Source organism: Streptomyces xinghaiensis S187, assembly GCF_000220705.2.
Taxonomy (GTDB): Bacteria; Actinomycetota; Actinomycetes; order Streptomycetales; family Streptomycetaceae; genus Streptomyces; species Streptomyces xinghaiensis.
The window spans coordinates 3116749-3136466 of record NZ_CP023202.1 but is presented as its reverse complement, the minus strand read 5'-3'; the positions used below and the strand labels follow the sequence as shown (position 1 = coordinate 3136466).

General features: G+C 70.4%; 12 protein-coding genes and 2 rRNA genes. 13 read left to right on the top strand and 1 reads right to left on the bottom strand.

Translation table 11 applies throughout. The features are described 5' to 3' along the window. Window positions 1-34 precede the first annotated feature (34 nt). On the top strand, window positions 35-1696 hold the full coding sequence (locus tag SXIN_RS13390; protein WP_095757030.1) for a BACON domain-containing protein: 1662 nt from the start codon (window positions 35-37) through the stop codon (window positions 1694-1696). A 193-nt stretch (window positions 1697-1889) separates the two neighbouring features. On the opposite strand, the gene SXIN_RS13385 is transcribed toward SXIN_RS13390, so the two are convergent. After that, window positions 1890-2711: a DUF3109 family protein gene (locus tag SXIN_RS13385; RefSeq protein WP_039820518.1), complete on the bottom strand. Its 822-nt coding sequence runs from the start codon at window positions 2709-2711 to the stop codon at window positions 1890-1892. 80 nt (window positions 2712-2791) lie between these two features. On the opposite strand from SXIN_RS13385, the gene SXIN_RS13380 reads away from it, so the two are divergent. The 12 genes from SXIN_RS13380 to SXIN_RS13315 all read left to right on the top strand — a co-directional run bounded on the left by SXIN_RS13380 (window position 2792) and on the right by SXIN_RS13315 (window position 19684). Next, window positions 2792-3721, top strand: coding sequence for a Ppx/GppA family phosphatase (locus SXIN_RS13380; RefSeq protein WP_019707686.1), 930 nt, complete (start codon window positions 2792-2794; stop codon window positions 3719-3721). A gap of 236 nt (window positions 3722-3957) precedes the next feature. Continuing rightward, window positions 3958-4809, top strand: a complete 852-nt coding sequence (locus SXIN_RS13375; protein ID WP_095757029.1) for a sugar phosphate isomerase/epimerase family protein — start codon at window positions 3958-3960, stop codon at window positions 4807-4809. Next, the gene (locus SXIN_RS13370; RefSeq protein ID WP_095757028.1) at window positions 4806-5477 is read left to right on the top strand and encodes a TetR/AcrR family transcriptional regulator; all 672 of its coding nucleotides are present in this window, start codon (window positions 4806-4808) and stop codon (window positions 5475-5477) included. Before SXIN_RS13375 ends, SXIN_RS13370 begins: the two co-directional genes overlap by 4 nt. Window positions 5478-5746: 269 nt before the next feature. After that, a complete protein-coding gene (ilvD, locus tag SXIN_RS13365; RefSeq protein ID WP_039820520.1) occupies window positions 5747-7600 on the top strand; it encodes a dihydroxy-acid dehydratase in 1854 nt (617 codons plus the stop codon). Window positions 7601-7762: 162 nt separating this feature from the next. Continuing rightward, complete coding sequence (locus SXIN_RS13360; protein ID WP_095757027.1) at window positions 7763-8278, top strand: hypothetical protein; 516 nt, start codon at window positions 7763-7765, stop codon at window positions 8276-8278. A gap of 277 nt (window positions 8279-8555) precedes the next feature. Further along, window positions 8556-9440, top strand: coding sequence for an RNA polymerase sigma factor SigJ (gene sigJ, locus SXIN_RS13355; RefSeq protein ID WP_019707690.1), 885 nt, complete (start codon window positions 8556-8558; stop codon window positions 9438-9440). A 494-nt stretch (window positions 9441-9934) separates the two neighbouring features. Beyond that, entirely contained in the window at window positions 9935-11122 is a 1188-nt protein-coding gene (locus tag SXIN_RS13350) for an NAD(P)/FAD-dependent oxidoreductase (RefSeq protein ID WP_019707691.1), read from the top strand. Between the two features lie 209 nt (window positions 11123-11331). Beyond that, window positions 11332-12258, top strand: a complete 927-nt coding sequence (locus tag SXIN_RS13340) for an ABC transporter ATP-binding protein (RefSeq protein WP_019707692.1) — start codon at window positions 11332-11334, stop codon at window positions 12256-12258. Continuing rightward, window positions 12255-12992: an ABC transporter permease gene (locus SXIN_RS13335; RefSeq protein WP_019707693.1), complete on the top strand. Its 738-nt coding sequence runs from the start codon at window positions 12255-12257 to the stop codon at window positions 12990-12992. The genes SXIN_RS13340 and SXIN_RS13335 overlap by 4 nt, the downstream gene beginning before the upstream one ends. A gap of 278 nt (window positions 12993-13270) precedes the next feature. After that, window positions 13271-14080, top strand: coding sequence for a pyrroline-5-carboxylate reductase (gene proC / locus SXIN_RS13330; RefSeq protein ID WP_039820521.1), 810 nt, complete (start codon window positions 13271-13273; stop codon window positions 14078-14080). A 641-nt stretch (window positions 14081-14721) separates the two neighbouring features. Next, window positions 14722-16246: ribosomal RNA gene (locus tag SXIN_RS13320) — 16S ribosomal RNA — on the top strand. A 314-nt stretch (window positions 16247-16560) separates the two neighbouring features. Then, window positions 16561-19684: ribosomal RNA gene (locus SXIN_RS13315) — 23S ribosomal RNA — on the top strand. The 16S and 23S rRNA genes sit together here, the layout of an rRNA operon. Window positions 19685-19718 lie beyond the last annotated feature (34 nt).

Genomic DNA, 19718 nt, shown 5'->3' with positions numbered 1-19718 from the left:
GCGGGCCGGTCCGTCCCCCTACCGTCGCCGGGTGATGAACAGCAGGCCCGAGCACCCGACCCACGCCACCGGCGGTGCGCGCTACGAGCCGTACCTCGACGGGCTGTTCACGTACTGCCTCGCCGCGATGTGCGACCACGACGCGGCGACCGCCGTACTCGGCGAGGTCCTCGCCCACGCGGAGCGGCGCCACCGCCGCTCGCCGGCCGGGCCGGAGCGGCAGCGTGCCCGGCTCTACGCACTGGCCCGCTGGACCTGTCTGCGGCACCTCGCCGTCCGGCCCCGCCCGCCCGCGCGGCCCGGCTCCGCGGGCGGCCCCGCCCCGCACGACCCGTCCGGCCGCGCCCACGATCCCGCTCACGCTCACGCCGGCGACCCGGCCGGGCCCGGCCCCTCCGCGGAGACCGCCGCCCGGCGCCGCCGGGAACTGTCCGCGCTCGTCTGGCCGGAGGCCGCCGGCACCACCCGCGAGCAGCGCGAGGCCCTGGAACTCGCCGTGCGGCACCGGCTGACGCCCCAGGAAGTCGCCGCCGTGCTCGGCACGGACGAGGAGAAGGCGCGGCGCCTGCTGACGGCGGGCGCCCGCGAGGTCGAGCGCACCCGCGCGGCGCTGGCCGTCGCGGAGGGCGGAGGCTGTCCCACCGTCAACCGGATGACCGGGGACACCCGGGCCCTGATGGGCAGCGATCTCCGCCGCGAACTGCTGCGGCACATCAAGGACTGCGACGCCTGCCGCGCCACCGTCCAGCGCTCCCCGGCGGACGCCCGCGGGCCGGGCGGCACCACCACCACCGCCGACGTGCTCCCCCTCGTCCCGGCACCGCGTGCGGCGGCGGCCGCCGCGATGCGCGCCGCGCTCCGCGCGCGCACCCGGGACCTCCCCGCCGGCAGGCCGCGCCACGACCGGCAGGGCTTCCCGATGGGCCCCGGACGCCTCGCCGCGCGCCGCCGGGCCGTACGCCGTCGCGTCGCCACGGCGGCCGTGGTGGCGGCTGCCGTCGCCGCACCGGTGTTCGCCCTGTGGGCGGCGTACCGGGGCGCGCCGCCCGGGCAGGACCGGTACGCCGGTCCGGTCTCCGCCGCCGAGGACGGCCACCCCGGGGCACATCCGTACGCTCCGGCGGACGGCTCGGGCGGCGCCCCGGGCGGCCGGGGCGGGAACGGGCGGCCGGGCGGCGCCGAGGAGCGCGACGGCGACAGGGGCGGCGACGACGCGGCCCGCGAGGACGGCCGGTCCGGCGCGGAGGAGGACGGCTCCGGCGGCGACGGCCGGGACGGGACCGGGCTGACGGTCGCCAGCCGGAGCGGCGGGGGCTCCACCCTCATCACCCTGACCGCCTCGGGCGGCGCGCCGGTCGACTGGTCGGCGCGCACGGATGCGCCCTGGCTGCGGCTCAGCGACACCGGGGGCACGCTCCGCCCCGGACGCTCGGTGACGGTCACCGTGACGGTGGACCGGGCGCGGCAGCCCGGCGGCGCGTGGACGGGCCGGGTGACGATCGGGCCGTCCGGCACGGTGGTCACCGTGTCGGGCCGCGGCACCCCTTCGCCGGAGGACCCGGCGGAACCGCCACCGACCGCACCGGCGGACCCGGACCCGGGCCCGGAGCCCGCCCCGTCACCCCCGGCGCAGGAGCCGTCGAGCGAGCCGCCGGCCCCTGAGGACACCGGAGAGGCCGGGGACGCGGCCGGGTGAGGCGGCGGCGCGCGGCCGCTCCGCCGCCGCCCGCGAGTCGGGTGCCCTGCGGGGCCGAGGGCCGAGGGGCGCGGGAGGCCGCAGTCGCAGGAGACCGTACGGGCCGTGCACGGCCGCCGTACGGGCCGTCCCGGCGGCCGTGGCACCCGCACCGGGGTGACGGCCCCGCCGGAGCCGGGCGATCCGCCGGTGCCTACCCGTCCGCCGGGTGCGGCGCGACCGGCAGCTCCGCCGCCAGCCGTTCCGCGCAGAGCCCGGCCAGCCGCTCGTAGGCCGCCTTGCCCATGAGCTCTGTCAGTTCGGGCCGGTACGAGACGTAGACCGGTTCCCCCGCGCCGTGCGCGCTGGTCGCCGAGGTGCACCACCAGTGCAGGTCGTGGCCGCCCGGGCCCCAGCCCCTGCGGTCGTACTCGCCGATCGACACCTGCAGGAACCGGGTGTCGTCCGGGCGGTCGATCCACTCGTACGTCCGCCGGATCGGCAGCTGCCAGCACACGTCCGGCTTGGTCTCCAGCGGCTCACGGCCCTCGCGCAGCGCCAGCCGGTGCAGGGCGCAGCCGTGACCGCCGGGGAAGTCCGGGCCGTTGTGGAAGATGCAGGCGCCGCCGAAGCGGCGGGTCTTGCGGGCGCCGTCCTCGTCGCGTTCGGTCCAGCCGCGCGGTCCGGTGCCCTCGGCGTGGTGCTGCCAGGTCTCGGGTGTGAGCCGCGCCATGTGCCCGGCGACGCGCCGCTCGTCGTCCTCGTCGGAGAAGTGCGCGCCCAGGGTGCAGCAGCCGTCGCTCGCGCGCCCGGCCTCGATGCCCTGGCAGCCGCTCCCGAAGATGCACGACCAGCGGGAGGTGAGCCAGGTCAGATCGCAGCGGAAGACCTGTTCGGGGTCCTCGGGGTCGGTGAACTCGACCCACGCCCGGGGGAAGTCCAGCCCCTGCTCGTCGGCGGGAGCGGACCGCGGCGGCTTCTTCGGGGCCCGGGCCGGTTCGCCCCGGTCCGGCTTCGCCCTCTTCGTCTTCGACACCTCTTCAGCGTAGGCGGACGGATCCCGTACGGGCCGCTCACCTGCCGCGTTGCCGTGAGCCATATGAGAATGTGCACGCTATGAGACTCGGTGTCCTCGACGTGGGATCGAACACGGTGCATCTGCTGGTCGTGGACGCACACCCCGGTGCCCGCCCGCTGCCCGCCCATTCCCACAAGGCGGAACTGCGGCTTGCCGAACTGCTGGACGAACGCGGCGCGATAGGCGACGCGGGCGTCGACCGGCTGGTCGCGGTGGTCGGCGAGGCGCTGCAGGCCGCCGAGGACAAGGGGGTGGAGGAGGTGCTGCCGTTCGCCACCTCCGCCGTCCGCGAGGCGCCCAACGCGGATGAGGTGCTGGCCCGGGTCGCCGGTGAGACGGGTGTGCGGCTGACCGTGCTGTCGGGCGAGGAGGAGGCCAAGCTCACCTTCCTCGCGGCCCGCCGCTGGTTCGGCTGGTCGGCGGGGAGGCTGCTGGTGCTCGACATCGGCGGCGGTTCCCTGGAGGTCGCGTACGGCGTCGACGAGGAGCCGGACAGGGCGGTGTCACTGCCGCTCGGCGCGGGCCGGCTCACCGCCGCCCGGCTGCCCGGGGACCCGCCCGAGCCGGAGGACGTGCGGGCGCTGCGCCGCCATGTGCGGGCCGAGATCGCCCGGATCGTCGGCGAGTTCAGCCGCCTGGGCACGCCGGACCACGTGGTCGCCACCTCCAAGACCTTCAAGCAGCTCGCGCGGATCGCGGGCGCGGCGCGCTCGGCCGAGGGCGTCCATGTGCAGCGCCTGCTGAGCCGCGCGGCGCTGGAGGAGTGGGTGCCCAAGCTGGCGACGATGACGGCGGAGCGGCGCGCGGAGCTGCCCGGCGTCTCGGCGGGACGGGCACCGCAGCTGCTCGCCGGTGCCCTGGTCGCGGAGGCGGCGATGGACCTCTTCGGCGTGGACGAGCTGGAGATCTGCCCCTGGGCGCTGCGCGAGGGCGTCATCCTGCGGCGTCTGGACCATCTGCCGGAGTGACCCGGCCGCCCGCCCGCCCGGCCGGCGCCGGTCCCGCGGGCCGCGGGCCTCCGCCCGGTGTGACGAACACCGCACCGTCGCGGCCGCCCCACCGGGGGAACACCCGTACGGGCCGCTCACCGCCCGTTTCCCCCGGCGCCCCGCCTCCCGGAAGCGGACCCGGGGCATCCGCCGCCCGGGCGCACACGCTCCGGTGGCCCCTTCGGGCCGATCGCACACGCCGTACGCTGTTTCCCGTGGCTCAACCAGTGGTGCGCACCCCGGAAGTGAAGGTCGCCCTGTCCACCGCCTCCGTGTACCCGGAGTCGACGGCGACGGCCTTCGAGATCGCCGGACGCCTGGGTTACGACGGCGTCGAGGTCATGGTCTGGACGGACCCGGTCAGCCAGGACATCGAGTCGCTGCGGAGACTCTCCGACTACCACGGTGTCCCGATCCTCGCGGTGCACGCGCCCTGCCTGCTGATCACCCAGCGGGTGTGGTCCACCAATCCGTGGACGAAGCTGGAGCGGGCCCGGGCCGCCGCCGAGAAGCTCGGCGCGTCGGCCGTCGTGGTCCACCCGCCGTTCCGGTGGCAGCGCAACTACGCCCGCGACTTCGTGGACGGCATCTGGCGGATGGCGGACGAGACGGACGTCCGGTTCGCCGTCGAGAACATGTACCCCTGGCGCTACCGCGACCGCGAGATGCTCGCCTACGCCCCCGACTGGGACGTCACCAACGACGACTACCGCCACTTCACCGTCGACCTCTCCCACACCGCCACCGCCCGCAACGACGCCCTCGACATGATCGGACGGATGGGCGACCGGCTGGCCCATGTCCATCTGGCCGACGGCAGCGGCTCCGGCAAGGACGAGCACCTGGTGCCCGGCCGCGGCAACCAGCCCTGCGCCGAGCTGCTGGAGAAACTCACCACCAGCGGGTTCGACGGCCATGTGGTGGTCGAGGTCAACACCCGCCGCGCCATGTCCGGCGCCGAGCGCGAGGCCGATCTCGCCGAGGCCCTGGCCTTCACCCGGCAGCACCTGGCGACGGCCTCCCGGGTGCCCGGCGCGCCCAGGACCCCCGGGACGCCCCGGCCGTGACGGATCCGGCAGCCCCGGAACCCGGCCCCGGTTCCGCCGCCACACCCGCCCCCGAGCCCGCTCCCGCGCCCCGCCGCGGCCGCGGCCGGCCCGCCGCGCGCGACGGCGGCTCGGGGCCCGGCGCCCGCGACCGCATCCTGCAGGCCGCCCGGGCCGAGTTCGCCGCCCGCGGGTACGACAAGACGTCCATCCGCGGCATCGCGAAGAAGGCGGGGGTGGACCCCGCCCTGGTGCACCACTACTTCGGCACCAAGGAACAGGTGTTTGAGACCGCCATCGAGAAGTCCTTCGAACCGGCTCTCGACCTGCCCGATCTGATGACGCAGGACCCGGGCAGCGTCGGCGAGCTCCTGGCCCGCCACTTCTTCACCATCTGGGAGAACCCCGTCACCCGCGCCCCGCTGCTGGCCGTGGTCCGCTCGGCCGTCACCAACGAGACGGCGGCCGCCCTGCTGCGCGGCTTCGTCCTGCGCAGGCTGCTGGGACGGGTGGCGGGGGAGCTGGACGTACCGGACGCGCGATTCCGGGTCGAGCTGGCGGTGTCGCAACTGCTCGGCATCGTGATGCTGCGCTACGTCATCAAGGTCGACCCGATGGCGAGCGCGGACATCGAGGACATCGTCGCGGCCGTCGCCCCGGTGATCCAGCGCCACCTCACCGGACCCTGACAGCGCCACCTCACCGGGCCGTGAGCGGCCGGGGGTCCGGACGGGCCGCGGGCCGCCGCCCGGACCCCGCCCCGGACGGACCGCCGGACCCCGCCCGGCACCACCGCGCCCCCGCCGGACGCCCGTGCGCGAACCGGGAAAATGTGTCTCGGATTCCGGACGAACCGTCCGGATCGTGGCGACGAGGCGTAGGCTCGTAGGATCCCCGGACCTCTGGCGACCGCCGGTGGTCCCGAGCAGTACCGCGAGAATCCAAGGGAGTGACCACCGTGCCAGAGCTGAGGTCCCGCACTGTCACCCACGGCCGCAACATGGCGGGCGCCCGAGCCCTCATGCAGGCCTCCGGCGTAGCGCGCGAGGACTTCGGCAAGCCGATCATCGCGGTGGCCAACAGCTTCACCGAGTTCGTGCCCGGGCACACCCACCTCCAGCCCGTCGGCCGGATCGTCAGCGAGGCGATCCACGCGGCGGGCGGCATCGCCCGCGAGTTCAACACCATCGCGGTCGACGACGGCATCGCCATGGGCCACGGCGGAATGCTCTACTCCCTCCCCTCCCGCGACCTGATCGCCGACTCCGTCGAGTACATGACCGAGGCGCACTGCGCCGACGCGCTGATCTGCATCTCCAACTGCGACAAGATCACGCCCGGGATGCTGATGGCCGCGCTGCGCCTCAACATCCCCACCGTGTTCGTCTCCGGCGGCCCCATGGAGTCCGGCCGCGCGACCCTCGTCGACGGCACGGTCCGCAAGCTCGACCTGATCTCCGCGATCTCCGAGGCCGTCAACGACCAGGTCTCCGACGAGGACATCGCCCGCATCGAGGACAACGCCTGTCCCACCTGCGGATCCTGCTCCGGCATGTTCACGGCCAACTCCATGAACTGCCTGACCGAGGCGATCGGCCTCTCGCTCCCGGGCAACGGCTCGGTGCTGGCCACCCACACCGCCCGCAAGGCGCTGTACGAGAACGCCGGCCGCACGGTCGTCGAGATCACCAAGCGCCACTACGAGCAGGACGACGCGACCGTCCTGCCCCGCGCCATCGCCTCCCGCGCGGCCTTCGAGAACGCCATGGCCCTCGACATCGCCATGGGCGGCTCGACCAACACGATCCTCCACCTCCTCGCCGCCGCCCAGGAGGCCGAGCTCGCCTTCGACATGAAGGACATCGACGAGCTCTCCCGCCGCCTGCCCTGCCTGGCCAAGGTCGCGCCCAACGTCGCCCCGGGCGGCGTCTACTACATGGAGGACGTCCACCGCGCCGGCGGCATCCCCGCCATCCTCGGCGAGCTGTACCGGGCCGGCCTCCTCAACGAGGACGTCCACACCGTCCACAGCCCCTCCCTCGCCGACTGGCTCAAGCAGTGGGACGTGCGCGGCGGCTCCCCGTCCGCCGAGGCCGTCGAGCTCTTCCACGCCGCACCCGGCTGCGTCCGCTCCGCGACCGCCTTCTCGCAGTCCGAGCGCTGGGACACCCTCGACACCGACGCCGCCGGCGGCTGTATCCGCGACGTCGAACACGCCTACTCCACCGAGGGCGGCCTCGCGATCCTCTACGGCAACCTCGCCGAGGACGGCTGCGTCGTGAAGACCGCCGGCGTCGACGAGTCCATCTGGACCTTCGAGGGCCCGGCCGTCGTCTGCGAATCGCAGGAGGAGGCCGTCGACAAGATCCTCACCAAGCAGATCAAGGAGGGCGACGTCGTCGTCATCCGCTACGAGGGCCCCAAGGGCGGACCGGGCATGCAGGAAATGCTCTACCCGACCTCCTTCCTCAAGGGCCGCGGCCTCGGCAAGGTCTGCGCGCTGATCACCGACGGCCGCTTCTCCGGCGGCACCTCCGGGCTCTCCATCGGCCACGCCTCCCCCGAGGCCGCGTCCGGCGGGACCATCGCCCTCGTCCGGGACGGCGACCCCGTCCGGATCGACATCCCCGCCCGCAGCATCGAACTCAAGGTCGACGACGAGGAACTGGCCGCCCGCCGCGAGGCACTCGGCGGCCGGTACGCCCCCAAGAACCGCGAGCGCAAGGTCTCCCAGGCCCTGCGCGCGTACGCGGCGATGGCGACCAGCGCGGACAAGGGCGCCGTCCGCGACGTCGGCCTGCTCGGCGGCTGACCCCACCGGGGGCCGTGGCCCGCCCCGGGCCGGCCCGGCCCGCCCCGTGGCGATGGCGACCAGGGGGCAGCGGTAGGGGCAAGGGCGGGCGCAGGGGCACAGGCGTACGTCACACCGTCCCGGCCGGGACCGATCCGGCCGGGACGGGCCATAATCGGCCGCATGAGCGACACTCGGCAGCCCCCGGGCTCCCAGGCCCCCCGGCCCGAGCCCATCCGGTTCTTCGGTACCACCTGGGTCGACCACGACGGCCACTACGCCCTCCGGCGCGCGGGTCTCGCCGCGGGCTCCCTGCTGGCCGCCGCCGTGGGCACGTTCCTGCTGAAACTCGGCTTCGAGGGCCTCCTCATCGCCGACGTCGGCTCCACCCTCAGCTGGATCATCGTGGTGATCTTCGGAATCTCCGCCGCCCTCGCCTTCCGGCACACCTGGAAGGGGTTCACCGCGGGCCCCGGCGCGGACTCCGACCCCACCGTCGAGAGCTCCATGCGGAACATCAAGGCCATCGGCTTCATCGGCGTCCTCCTCGCCTGGTTCTGCCGCAGCCTGATCGAGGCCCCGGGCGAGAAGCGGCGCCGCGCGGAGTACGAGCGCGCCCGCGAGCTGTACGAGCGGCGGCGCGCGACCCGCACCGGCAACCCGGCCGCCCGCAAGCGCCAGGGCAAGCGGCGCGGCTGACCCCGGGCCGCCGGACGGGACGCCCGGCGCCGCGCCCCGCGGTACAGCACCGCCGCGCCCCTCCCGGTCACCTCGGCGCCGTCACCCCCTGACGCCTGTGTGCCGCACGTCACCGGCCGCCGTGTCACACTCCGGCCGCCCACTCCGTCCCCCTCCCGAGTGGACCGGACCGCATGGCGCCCGCACCGGCGACAGGCCGGCGACAAGGCGCCCGGCGACCGGCGACCGGAGAGGGACGACCGGCACCGGACGACCGGCGAGGGGAAAGGGAGGCCCAGTGGCACGGCTGAGCGAATTCGAGGAGCACCGCGGACGTCTCTGGGGCGTCGCCTACCGCATCACCGGCTCCGTCGCCGACGCCGACGACGCCGTACAGGAGGCATGGCTGCGCTGGCAGGCCCTGCCCGACGGAGAGGCGGCCGAGCCCCGCGCGTATCTCACCACCGTCGTCAGCCGCATCTGCTACGACCAGCTCGGCTCCGCCCGCTCGCGCCGCGAGACCTACGTCGGCTCCTGGCTGCCCGAACCCGTCCTCGGCGGTGACGGAGGCGCGGCCGCCCTCCCCGAGGACCGGGTCACCCTCGACGAATCCGTCGGCATGGCGCTGCTCGCCGTGCTGGAACGGCTGACCCCGGCCGAGCGGACCGCCTTCGTCCTGCACGACGTGTTCGCCGTACCGTTCACCGAGATCGCCGAGGTCGTCGGCCGCACCCCCGTCTCCGTACGGCAGTTGGCCTCGCGCGCCCGCCGGCGGGTCCGCGCCGAGAGCCCGCGCCGCTCCGTCGACCGCGACGAACACCGGCGGGCCGTGGACGCCTTCCTCGCCGCCGCCACGGGCCGGGACCTCGACGCGCTCATGAAGGTCCTCGACCCCGACGCCGTGTGGCGGGCGGACGGCGGCGGCAAGGTGTCGGCGGCGCGCCGTCCGGTGCACGGCCGGGACAAGGTGGCCCGCGTGGTCGAGGGACTGCTCCGCCGCTGGGCACCGGACACCGTGACGGCGGAGGTGCGGGAGGTCAACGGCGCACCCGGACTGGTGCTCAGCGACCCCGGCAGCGGACAGTCCGCGGTCGCCGCCTTCACGGTGCACCGCGGCCTCATCACCGAGATCGACATCGTCGTCAACCCCGACAAGCTGCGCCACCTCGGCCTGGGCGGCTGAACGCCCTCTCCCCGGGAACCCGGTCGCCGGGGAGTGGTCGGCCGCCCGGCCGTCCGTCTGCCTGCGGCGGGTCCGTGCGCCCCGGAGCAGGGCCGACCGGGTTCGCGTCCTGTCCGTCCGTCCTGCCCGTCCATCCCGTCCGTCCGGTCCCGCCCGTGCGTTCCGCCGGTTCCGCTCCTACCGTCCGGGCGTCCCGCCATCCCGCCGTCCGGGTGGACGGGCGGACGGCGGGCGGGCCCGGAGGCACGGAACCGGCAGCTCGCCGCGCCCTCTGCCCACCCGCCGTGCCGCCCTGGCGCCCCGCCGCCGTCCTGCTGCCGCAACTCCGCCCCGTCCCGCGCCCGCCGAACCACCGGTCCGCGCCGTGTCACACTCCGGCCCCCCACGTCGTCTCCCCGGTGAACGCGAAGAACCGGACCACCACAGGCTCCGGCCCCGCCCGGGACCCGGCCCCGCCAGGCCCGGGCCCGTACACCCGAGGGAGACGAGATCCCATGCCGCAGCAGCACCCGGCCCGGCCGGGCGACCACGAGACCACCGCCGGCCCGGCCCCGGATCCCGGCCGTCCGAGTGGCCGTCCGGCGGACCACCGCATCGTCGTCATCGGCGCCGGCTACTCCGGCCTGCTGGCCGCCCTGCGCCTGGCGCCGCACCACAAGGTCACCCTGGTCGATCCCGCAGACCACTTCACCGAACGGGTACGCCTCCACCAGCTGGCCGCCGCCGGAACGGAGGTGACCCACCCGCTCAGCCGCTTCCTCGGCCGCCGCCCCGGCATCGCACACGTGGCCTCCCGCGCCACCGCCCTCGACACCGGGAACCGGCTGGTCCACACGGACGACGGACGCGCACTCCCGTACGACCGGCTCGTCTACGCCCTCGGGAGCCGCACCGACACCCGAGGCGGTGCCCTCGGCACCGGCGACCGCGCGTACACCGCCGAGACGGCCGCCGAACTCCGGAAGCGGCTCGACGACGGCCGCGGCACGCTCACCGTCGTCGGCGGCGGGCTCACCGGCATCGAGACGGCCGCCGAACTCGCCGAGAGCCGACCCGACTGGGAGATCCGGCTCCTCACCTCCGGCGAACCCGGCGCCGGACTCTCCGGCAAGGGCCGCGCACACGTCCGGACCTTCCTCCGCGACCACGGGGTCCGCGTCGAAGAGGGCCGCCGGGTGGCCACGGCCGACGAGGTCGACGCCGACGCCGTCTTCTGGGCCACCTCCATGAGGCCCCGTACGGAGATCGCCGAGCGGGCCGGGCTGGACCTCGACCCCGCCGGCCGGATCCGCGTCGACCCGGCCCTGCGCTCGCTCTCCCACCCGGAGATCTACGCCGTCGGCGACGCCGCGGCCGCGTCCACCCCCGGCTCCGGGCCGCTCCGCATGGCCTGTGCGACCGCCGTCCCCACGGGCCTGCACGCGGCGGGCTCCATCACCGCCGAACTGCGCGGCCGGGAGCAGCGTCCGCTGAGCTTCCGCTACGTGTTCCAGTGCGTCAGCCTCGGGCGGGACGACGGCCTGATCCAGTCCGTGCACCGGGACGACAGCCCGCGCGAACGCGCCCTCACCGGCCGCCCGGCGGCCCTGGTGAAGGAACAAGTGGTGCGCTCGACGGTGCACGCCCTGAGCCTGGCCGCCCGCCACCCGGCCGCACTGCGGCTCCTGCCGGGCTCCGGCTGACGCCGCTCCGGCCACCCCGGGCCCCTCGGGAACGTCGCGAGCGCCGGGATCCGCCGCCCCGGACAGGCCCCGGACCCCTGCGCCTGTCCGGACCGGCGGACCCCGCGCCTCCGCCCGGCCGCCTCCGCCCCCTCCCCCTCTCCCGCACGCCCCGAGCGCGCACCGCCCTTCCTTGACCGCGCCCCGGCTCCGGGAGCATTATTCAACACATGATGAATAACTCCGGGGAGCCCGCTGTCCGGGCCCGCGGCCTCCGCGTGGTCCGCGGCGGGCGCACCGTCCTCGACTCCCTCGACTTCGACCTCCACCACGGCCAGGTCACCGGCCTCCTCGGCCCCAGCGGGTGCGGCAAATCCACCTTGATGCGGGCCATCGCCGGCACCCAGGCCAGGGTCTCCGGCACCCTCGACGTCCTCGGCAGCCCGGCCGGCACCGCGCCCCTGCGCTCCCGCGTCGGCTACGTCACCCAGGCGCCGTCCATCTACGACGACCTCTCCGCCCGCCAGAACCTCGACTACTACGCCTCCGTGCTCGACCCGTCCCTCTCCCGCGCCGAACGCGCGGACCAAGTGGCCCGCGCCCTGGCCGAGGTGGACCTGGAGGACCACGCCGAGCAGCTCACCGGCAACCTCTCCGGCGGCCAGCGCTCCCGCGTCTCCCTCGCGATCGCCCTGCTCGGCTCCCCGGAACTCCTGGTCCTCGACGAGCCCACGGTCGGACTCGACCCCGTACTCCGCCGGGACCTCTGGAACCTCTTCCACCGCCTCGCCGACGAGCGCGGCACGACCCTCCTCGTCTCCTCGCACGTCATGGACGAGGCCGAGCGCTGCCGCCGCCTCCTCCTCATGCGCGCCGGCCGCGTCCTGGCCGACGACACCCCGGAGGAACTCCGCCGCCGCACCGGCTCCGCGACCGTCGAGGACGCCTTCCTGCGCCTGGTCGACGCCGAGAAGGAAGCCGAGAAGGAAGCCGAGAAGGAAGCCGAGCGGAACGCCCCGGAGAGGCCCCGCAACGAGAAGGGGGCCGGGGAAGGGAGCCCGGGCGCCCCGGCCGCCGGCCCGGCCGCCCGCGGCGACGAACCCGGGAACGACCCCGCACCCCACCGCACCCCGGACGCCGGAGGAACAGCGCAGTGAACCTCTCCCGCACCCTCGCCACCACCCGGCGCGTGCTCCGCCAGCTCCGGCACGACCCGCGCACCGTCGCCCTGATGCTGGTCGTCCCCCTGGTGCTGCTCTCCCTGCTCTACTGGGTCTACGACGACAGCCCGGGCACCTTCGACAACATCGGCGCCTCACTCCTCGGCATCTTCCCGATGATCACGATGTTCCTGGTGACGTCCATCGCCACGCTCCGCGAACGCACCTCCGGCACACTGGAGCGGCTGCTCTCCATGCCGCTCGGCAAGGCGGACCTGATCGTCGGCTACGCCCTCGCCTTCGGGCTGCTGGCCATCGTCCAGGCCGGCCTCGCCACGGCCCTCGCCATCTGGGGCCTCGACCTGGACATCACCGGATCCCCGTGGCTGCTGCTGGTCGTCGCCCTGCTCGACGCGCTCCTCGGCACGGCACTCGGGCTCTTCGTCTCCGCCTTCGCGGCCTCCGAGTTCCAGGCCGTCCAGTTCATGCCGGCGATCATTTTCCCCCAACTGCTGCTCTGCGGACTCCTCGCGCCCCGCGACTCCATGCAGCCGGTCCTGGAAGCCATCTCGAACGTCCTGCCAATGTCCTACGCCGTGGACGCCATGAACGAGGTGCTCCGGCACCCGGACGTCACGGGCGACTTCTTCCGCGACGTCGGCATCGTCGCCGGCAGCGCCCTGCTCGTCCTCGGCCTCGGCGCGGCGACGCTCCGCCGCCGCACGGCCTGAGCGACCGCAGGGCCCGGGGACCGCTCCCGGCGGGGCGGGGGAGGGCGGGCCGGAGCAGGGCAGGCCGGAGGGGCAGGGCGGGGCAGGAGAGGGCCGGGCAGGCCAGGGCGACGGCGACCCGCCCTGCCCGCCACTCGGACACGGCACACCCCGATCCCGCTCCGGTGCGAGGATGGCCCGCGCAGCACCGAGGCAGCCAGACGCAGCCTTCGCGTCCATGTCGCTACCTCCCCGTCACCACCTGCATGTCATCGCACCGGATGGGGTGAACCCGCACCATGACCCAGAAAGTGGCCGTGCTCGGCACCGGCAAGATCGGCGAAGCGCTCCTGAGCGGCATGATCCGCGCCGGCTGGCCGAAGAAGGACCTGCTGGTGACCGCCCGGCGCCCGGAGCGCGCCGCGGAACTGCGCGAGCGGTACGGAGTGGAGGCCGTCTCGAACGCGGAGGCCGCCAAGACCGCCGACACCCTGATCCTCACGGTGAAGCCGCAGGACATGGGCCGCCTCCTGGACGAGCTCGCCCCGCACGTCCCCGCCGACCGGCTGGTCGTCAGCGGTGCGGCCGGCATCCCCACCGCCTTCTTCGAGGAACGGCTCGCCCCCGGCACCCCCGTCGTCCGGGTCATGACCAACACCCCGGCCCTGGTGGACGAGGCCATGTCCGTCATCTCGGCCGGCAGCCACGCCACGGAGGAACACCTCGCGCACACCGAGGAGATCTTCAACGGTGTCGGCAAGACCCTCCGCGTCCCCGAGGCCCAGCAGGACGCCGCCACCGCCCTCTCCGGCTCCGGGCCCGCGTACTTCTACTACCTCGTCGAGGCCATGACGGACGCCGGGATTCTCCTGGGCCTGCCCCGCGACAAGGCGCACGACCTGATCGTCCAGGCCGCCATCGGCGCCGCCGTCATGCTGCGCGACAGCGGGGAGCATCCGGTCAAGCTGCGGGAGGCCGTCACCTCGCCGGCCGGAACCACGATCAGCGCCATCCGGGAGCTCGAAAGTCACGGTGTCCGGGCAGCGCTCATCGCGGCCCTGGAAGCGGCACGCGACCGCAGCCGCGAGCTGGCCTCCGGCCAGGGCTGACCAGGCCGTGGACCGGTCCGCCGGGGATCTCGCGGGTCCCCGTCGCTACACCGCCGGGGACCGGCGGAACCCGATTTGATGACCATCGGCGTGTCGTGTAGTGTCCCTCGGGTTGTCGGGGCCCCACGTGGTCCCCGGCGGCCACTTTCCGCCGCTTTCGGCGGCACCCACTGAAGCAGGATCTCCCCGATCGGGGATTGGTTCCGGCATGCCGGAATTCGATACCGAAAGGCTCGATTATGAGCCGGCCGGGAAATCCGCTAACGTAGGGGCCGCGCCGGAAGGCGCAGCGGAAACCCTCTCCAACGGGGACCGGATACGGAATTCGGGCCGGGAAATCGGTTCGGAAAGTGTCTGGTAGGGTTGGAAACACCGAAGGGAAGCGCCCGGAGGGCCCGGTAAGACGGGGCCGAAGGAAGCGTCCGTTCCTTGAGAACTCAACAGCGTGCCAAAAGTCAACGCCAGATATGTTGATACCCCGTCCGGGCGGCAGATTCAGGTTTGCTGCCGGGATGAGGTTCCTTTGAAACAAGTCCTCCCGTGCCATCGAGTGTGGTGGCGGTCGGGAGGCGATTTTACAGCGAGGACGCTGTGCGCGGTCCGGATTATTCCTCCGGGCTGCGCCGCTCTTGCGTGAAGCATTCACGGAGAGTTTGATCCTGGCTCAGGACGAACGCTGGCGGCGTGCTTAACACATGCAAGTCGAACGATGAACCTCTTCGGAGGGGATTAGTGGCGAACGGGTGAGTAACACGTGGGCAATCTGCCCTGCACTCTGGGACAAGCCCTGGAAACGGGGTCTAATACCGGATACGACCATCTCGGGCATCCGATGGTGGTGGAAAGCTCCGGCGGTGCAGGATGAGCCCGCGGCCTATCAGCTTGTTGGTGGGGTGATGGCCTACCAAGGCGACGACGGGTAGCCGGCCTGAGAGGGCGACCGGCCACACTGGGACTGAGACACGGCCCAGACTCCTACGGGAGGCAGCAGTGGGGAATATTGCACAATGGGCGGAAGCCTGATGCAGCGACGCCGCGTGAGGGATGACGGCCTTCGGGTTGTAAACCTCTTTCAGCAGGGAAGAAGCGCAAGTGACGGTACCTGCAGAAGAAGCACCGGCTAACTACGTGCCAGCAGCCGCGGTAATACGTAGGGTGCGAGCGTTGTCCGGAATTATTGGGCGTAAAGAGCTCGTAGGCGGCTTGTCGCGTCGGATGTGAAAGCCCGGGGCTTAACCCCGGGTCTGCATTCGATACGGGCAGGCTAGAGTTCGGTAGGGGAGATCGGAATTCCTGGTGTAGCGGTGAAATGCGCAGATATCAGGAGGAACACCGGTGGCGAAGGCGGATCTCTGGGCCGATACTGACGCTGAGGAGCGAAAGCGTGGGGAGCGAACAGGATTAGATACCCTGGTAGTCCACGCCGTAAACGTTGGGAACTAGGTGTGGGCGACATTCCACGTCGTCCGTGCCGCAGCTAACGCATTAAGTTCCCCGCCTGGGGAGTACGGCCGCAAGGCTAAAACTCAAAGGAATTGACGGGGGCCCGCACAAGCGGCGGAGCATGTGGCTTAATTCGACGCAACGCGAAGAACCTTACCAAGGCTTGACATACACCGGAAAGCCGTAGAGATACGGCCCCCTTGTGGTCGGTGTACAGGTGGTGCATGGCTGTCGTCAGCTCGTGTCGTGAGATGTTGGGTTAAGTCCCGCAACGAGCGCAACCCTTGTTCTGTGTTGCCAGCATGCCTTTCGGGGTGATGGGGACTCACAGGAGACTGCCGGGGTCAACTCGGAGGAAGGTGGGGACGACGTCAAGTCATCATGCCCCTTATGTCTTGGGCTGCACACGTGCTACAATGGCCGGTACAATGAGCTGCGATACCGCGAGGTGGAGCGAATCTCAAAAAGCCGGTCTCAGTTCGGATTGGGGTCTGCAACTCGACCCCATGAAGTCGGAGTCGCTAGTAATCGCAGATCAGCATTGCTGCGGTGAATACGTTCCCGGGCCTTGTACACACCGCCCGTCACGTCACGAAAGTCGGTAACACCCGAAGCCGGTGGCCCAACCCGTAAGGGAGGGAATCGTCGAAGGTGGGACTGGCGATTGGGACGAAGTCGTAACAAGGTAGCCGTACCGGAAGGTGCGGCTGGATCACCTCCTTTCTAAGGAGCACTTCTCACCCGGTTCTGCCGGGTCAGGGGCCAGAACACCGGCGAGTGTCCGGTGCTGGTTGCTCATGGGTGGAACGTTGACTATTCGGCACGGCCGGTTGGCCGGTCACCAGTACTGCTCTGCTTCGGCGGGGTGTGGAACGTGATCGGGTGACGGGTCGGGCCGGGCGCGCTGTTGGGTGTCTGAGGGCACGGGCTGTGAAGCTTGTGTCTTCGGTTGCCGGTCCCGGTGAACCGCACGGTTGGTGTGGGTGGCGGGTGGCTGGTCGTTGTTTGAGAACTGCACAGTGGACGCGAGCATCTGTGGCCAAGTTTTTAAGGGCGCACGGTGGATGCCTTGGTACCAGGAACCGATGAAGGACGTGGGAGGCCGCGATAGGCCCCGGGGAGCTGTCAACCGAGCTTTGATCCGGGGGTGTCCGAATGGGGAAACCCGGCAGTCGTCATGGGCTGTCACCCATACCTGAACACATAGGGTATGTGGAGGGAACGCGGGGAAGTGAAACATCTCAGTACCCGCAGGAAGAGAAAACAACCGTGATTCCGGGAGTAGTGGCGAGCGAAACCGGATGAGGCCAAACCGTAGGCGTGTGATACCCGGCAGGGGTTGCGCTTACGGGGTTGTGGGATCGTACTTCGATGGTCTGCCGGCCATCGGGCGAGTCAGAAATTGTTGGTGTAGGCGAAGGGCATGCGAAAGGCCCGGCGTAGAGGGTAAGACCCCCGTAGCCGAAATGTCAGCAACTTGCTTGTGCGACACCCAAGTAGCACGGGGCCCGAGAAATCCCGTGTGAATCTGGCGGGACCACCCGCTAAGCCTAAATATTCCCTGGTGACCGATAGCGGATAGTACCGTGAGGGAATGGTGAAAAGTACCGCGGGAGCGGAGTGAAATAGTACCTGAAACCGTGTGCCTACAAGCCGTGGGAGCGTCGCCGTGTTCTTCGGAGCACGGTCGTGACTGCGTGCCTTTTGAAGAATGAGCCTGCGAGTTTGCGGTGTGTTGCGAGGTTAACCCGTGTGGGGAAGCCGTAGCGAAAGCGAGTCCGAATAGGGCGGTTTAGTAGCGCGCTCAAGACCCGAAGCGGAGTGATCTAGCCATGGGCAGGTTGAAGCGCGGGTAAGACCGTGTGGAGGACCGAACCCACCAGGGTTGAAAACCTGGGGGATGACCTGTGGTTAGGGGTGAAAGGCCAATCAAACTCCGTGATAGCTGGTTCTCCCCGAAATGCATTTAGGTGCAGCGTCGTGTGTTTCTTGCCGGAGGTAGAGCACTGGATAGGCGATGGGCCCTACCGGGTTACTGACCTTAGCCAAACTCCGAATGCCGGTAAGTGAGAGCGCGGCAGTGAGACTGTGGGGGATAAGCTCCATGGTCGAGAGGGAAACAGCCCAGAGCATCGACTAAGGCCCCTAAGCGTACGCTAAGTGGGAAAGGATGTGGAGTCGCAGAGACAACCAGGAGGTTGGCTTAGAAGCAGCCATCCTTGAAAGAGTGCGTAATAGCTCACTGGTCAAGTGATTCCGCGCCGACAATGTAGCGGGGCTCAAGCGTACCGCCGAAGTCGTGTCATTCCAGCATGAGGTCCAACGACCGTTGGGATGGGTAGGGGAGCGTCGTGTGCCGGGTGAAGCCGCGCCGGAAGGCAGTGGTGGACGGTTCACGAGTGAGAATGCAGGCATGAGTAGCGATACACACGTGGGAAACGTGTGCGCCGATTGACTAAGGGTTCCTGGGTCAAGCTGATCTGCCCAGGGTAAGTCGGGACCTAAGGCGAGGCCGACAGGCGTAGTCGATGGACAACCGGTTGATATTCCGGTACCCGCTTTGAAGCGCCAGCGCTGAACCTTCTGATGCTAAGTCCGTGAAGCCGCCGGCTGAGTCTTCGGACGAGGTCGGAGTGGTGGAGCCGACGACCCGAGGGGGTAGTAGGTGAGTGATGGGGTGACGCAGGAAGGTAGTCCAGCCCGGGCGGTGGTTGTCCCGGGGTAAGGGTGTAGCCCGGAGGGTAGGTAAATCCGTCCTCCGCGTAAGGGTGAGACCTGATGCCGAGCCGATTGTGGTGAAGTGGATGATCCTATGCTGTCGAGAAAAGCCTCTAGCGAGTTTCATGGCGGCCCGTACCCTAAACCGACTCAGGTGGTCAGGTAGAGAATACCGAGGCGTTCGGGTGAACTATGGTTAAGGAACTCGGCAAAATGCCCCCGTAACTTCGGGAGAAGGGGGGCCATTGCTGGTGATCACCCTTGCGGTGTGAGCTGGTGGTGGCCGCAGAGACCAGCGAGAAGCGACTGTTTACTAAAAACACAGGTCCGTGCGAAGCCGTAAGGCGATGTATACGGACTGACGCCTGCCCGGTGCTGGAACGTTAAGGGGACCGGTTAGTGCGCTTTCGGGTGTGCGAAGCTGAGAACTTAAGCGCCAGTAAACGGCGGTGGTAACTATAACCATCCTAAGGTAGCGAAATTCCTTGTCGGGTAAGTTCCGACCTGCACGAATGGCGTAACGACTTCTCGACTGTCTCAACCATAGGCCCGGTGAAATTGCACTACGAGTAAAGATGCTCGTTTCGCGCAGCAGGACGGAAAGACCCCGGGACCTTTACTACAGCTTGATATTGGTGTTCGGTTCGGCTTGTGTAGGATAGGTGGGAGACTGTGAAGCCCGGACGCTAGTTCGGGTGGAGTCGTCGTTGAAATACCACTCTGGTCGTGCTGGATGTCTAACCTGGGTCCGTGATCCGGATCAGGGACAGTGTCTGGTGGGTAGTTTAACTGGGGCGGTTGCCTCCTAAAGGGTAACGGAGGCGCCCAAAGGTTCCCTCAGCCTGGTTGGTAATCAGGTGTTGAGTGTAAGTGCACAAGGGAGCTTGACTGTGAGACCGACGGGTCGAGCAGGGACGAAAGTCGGGACTAGTGATCCGGCGGTGGCTTGTGGAAGCGCCGTCGCTCAACGGATAAAAGGTACCCCGGGGATAACAGGCTGATCTTCCCCAAGAGTCCATATCGACGGGATGGTTTGGCACCTCGATGTCGGCTCGTCGCATCCTGGGGCTGGAGTCGGTCCCAAGGGTTGGGCTGTTCGCCCATTAAAGCGGTACGCGAGCTGGGTTTAGAACGTCGTGAGACAGTTCGGTCCCTATCCGCTGTGCGCGTAGGAGTCTTGAGAAGGGCTGTCCCTAGTACGAGAGGACCGGGACGGACGAACCTCTGGTGTGCCAGTTGTCCTGCCAAGGGCATGGCTGGTTGGCTACGTTCGGGAGGGATAACCGCTGAAAGCATCTAAGCGGGAAGCCTGCTTCGAGATGAGGACTCCCACCTCCTTTGAGGGGTTAAGGCTCCCAGTAGACGACTGGGTTGATAGGCCAGATATGGAAGCGCCGTGAGGTGTGGAGTTGACTGGTACTAATAGGCCGAGGGCTTGTCCTCAGGTGCTCGCGTCCACTGTGTTGGTTCTGAAACA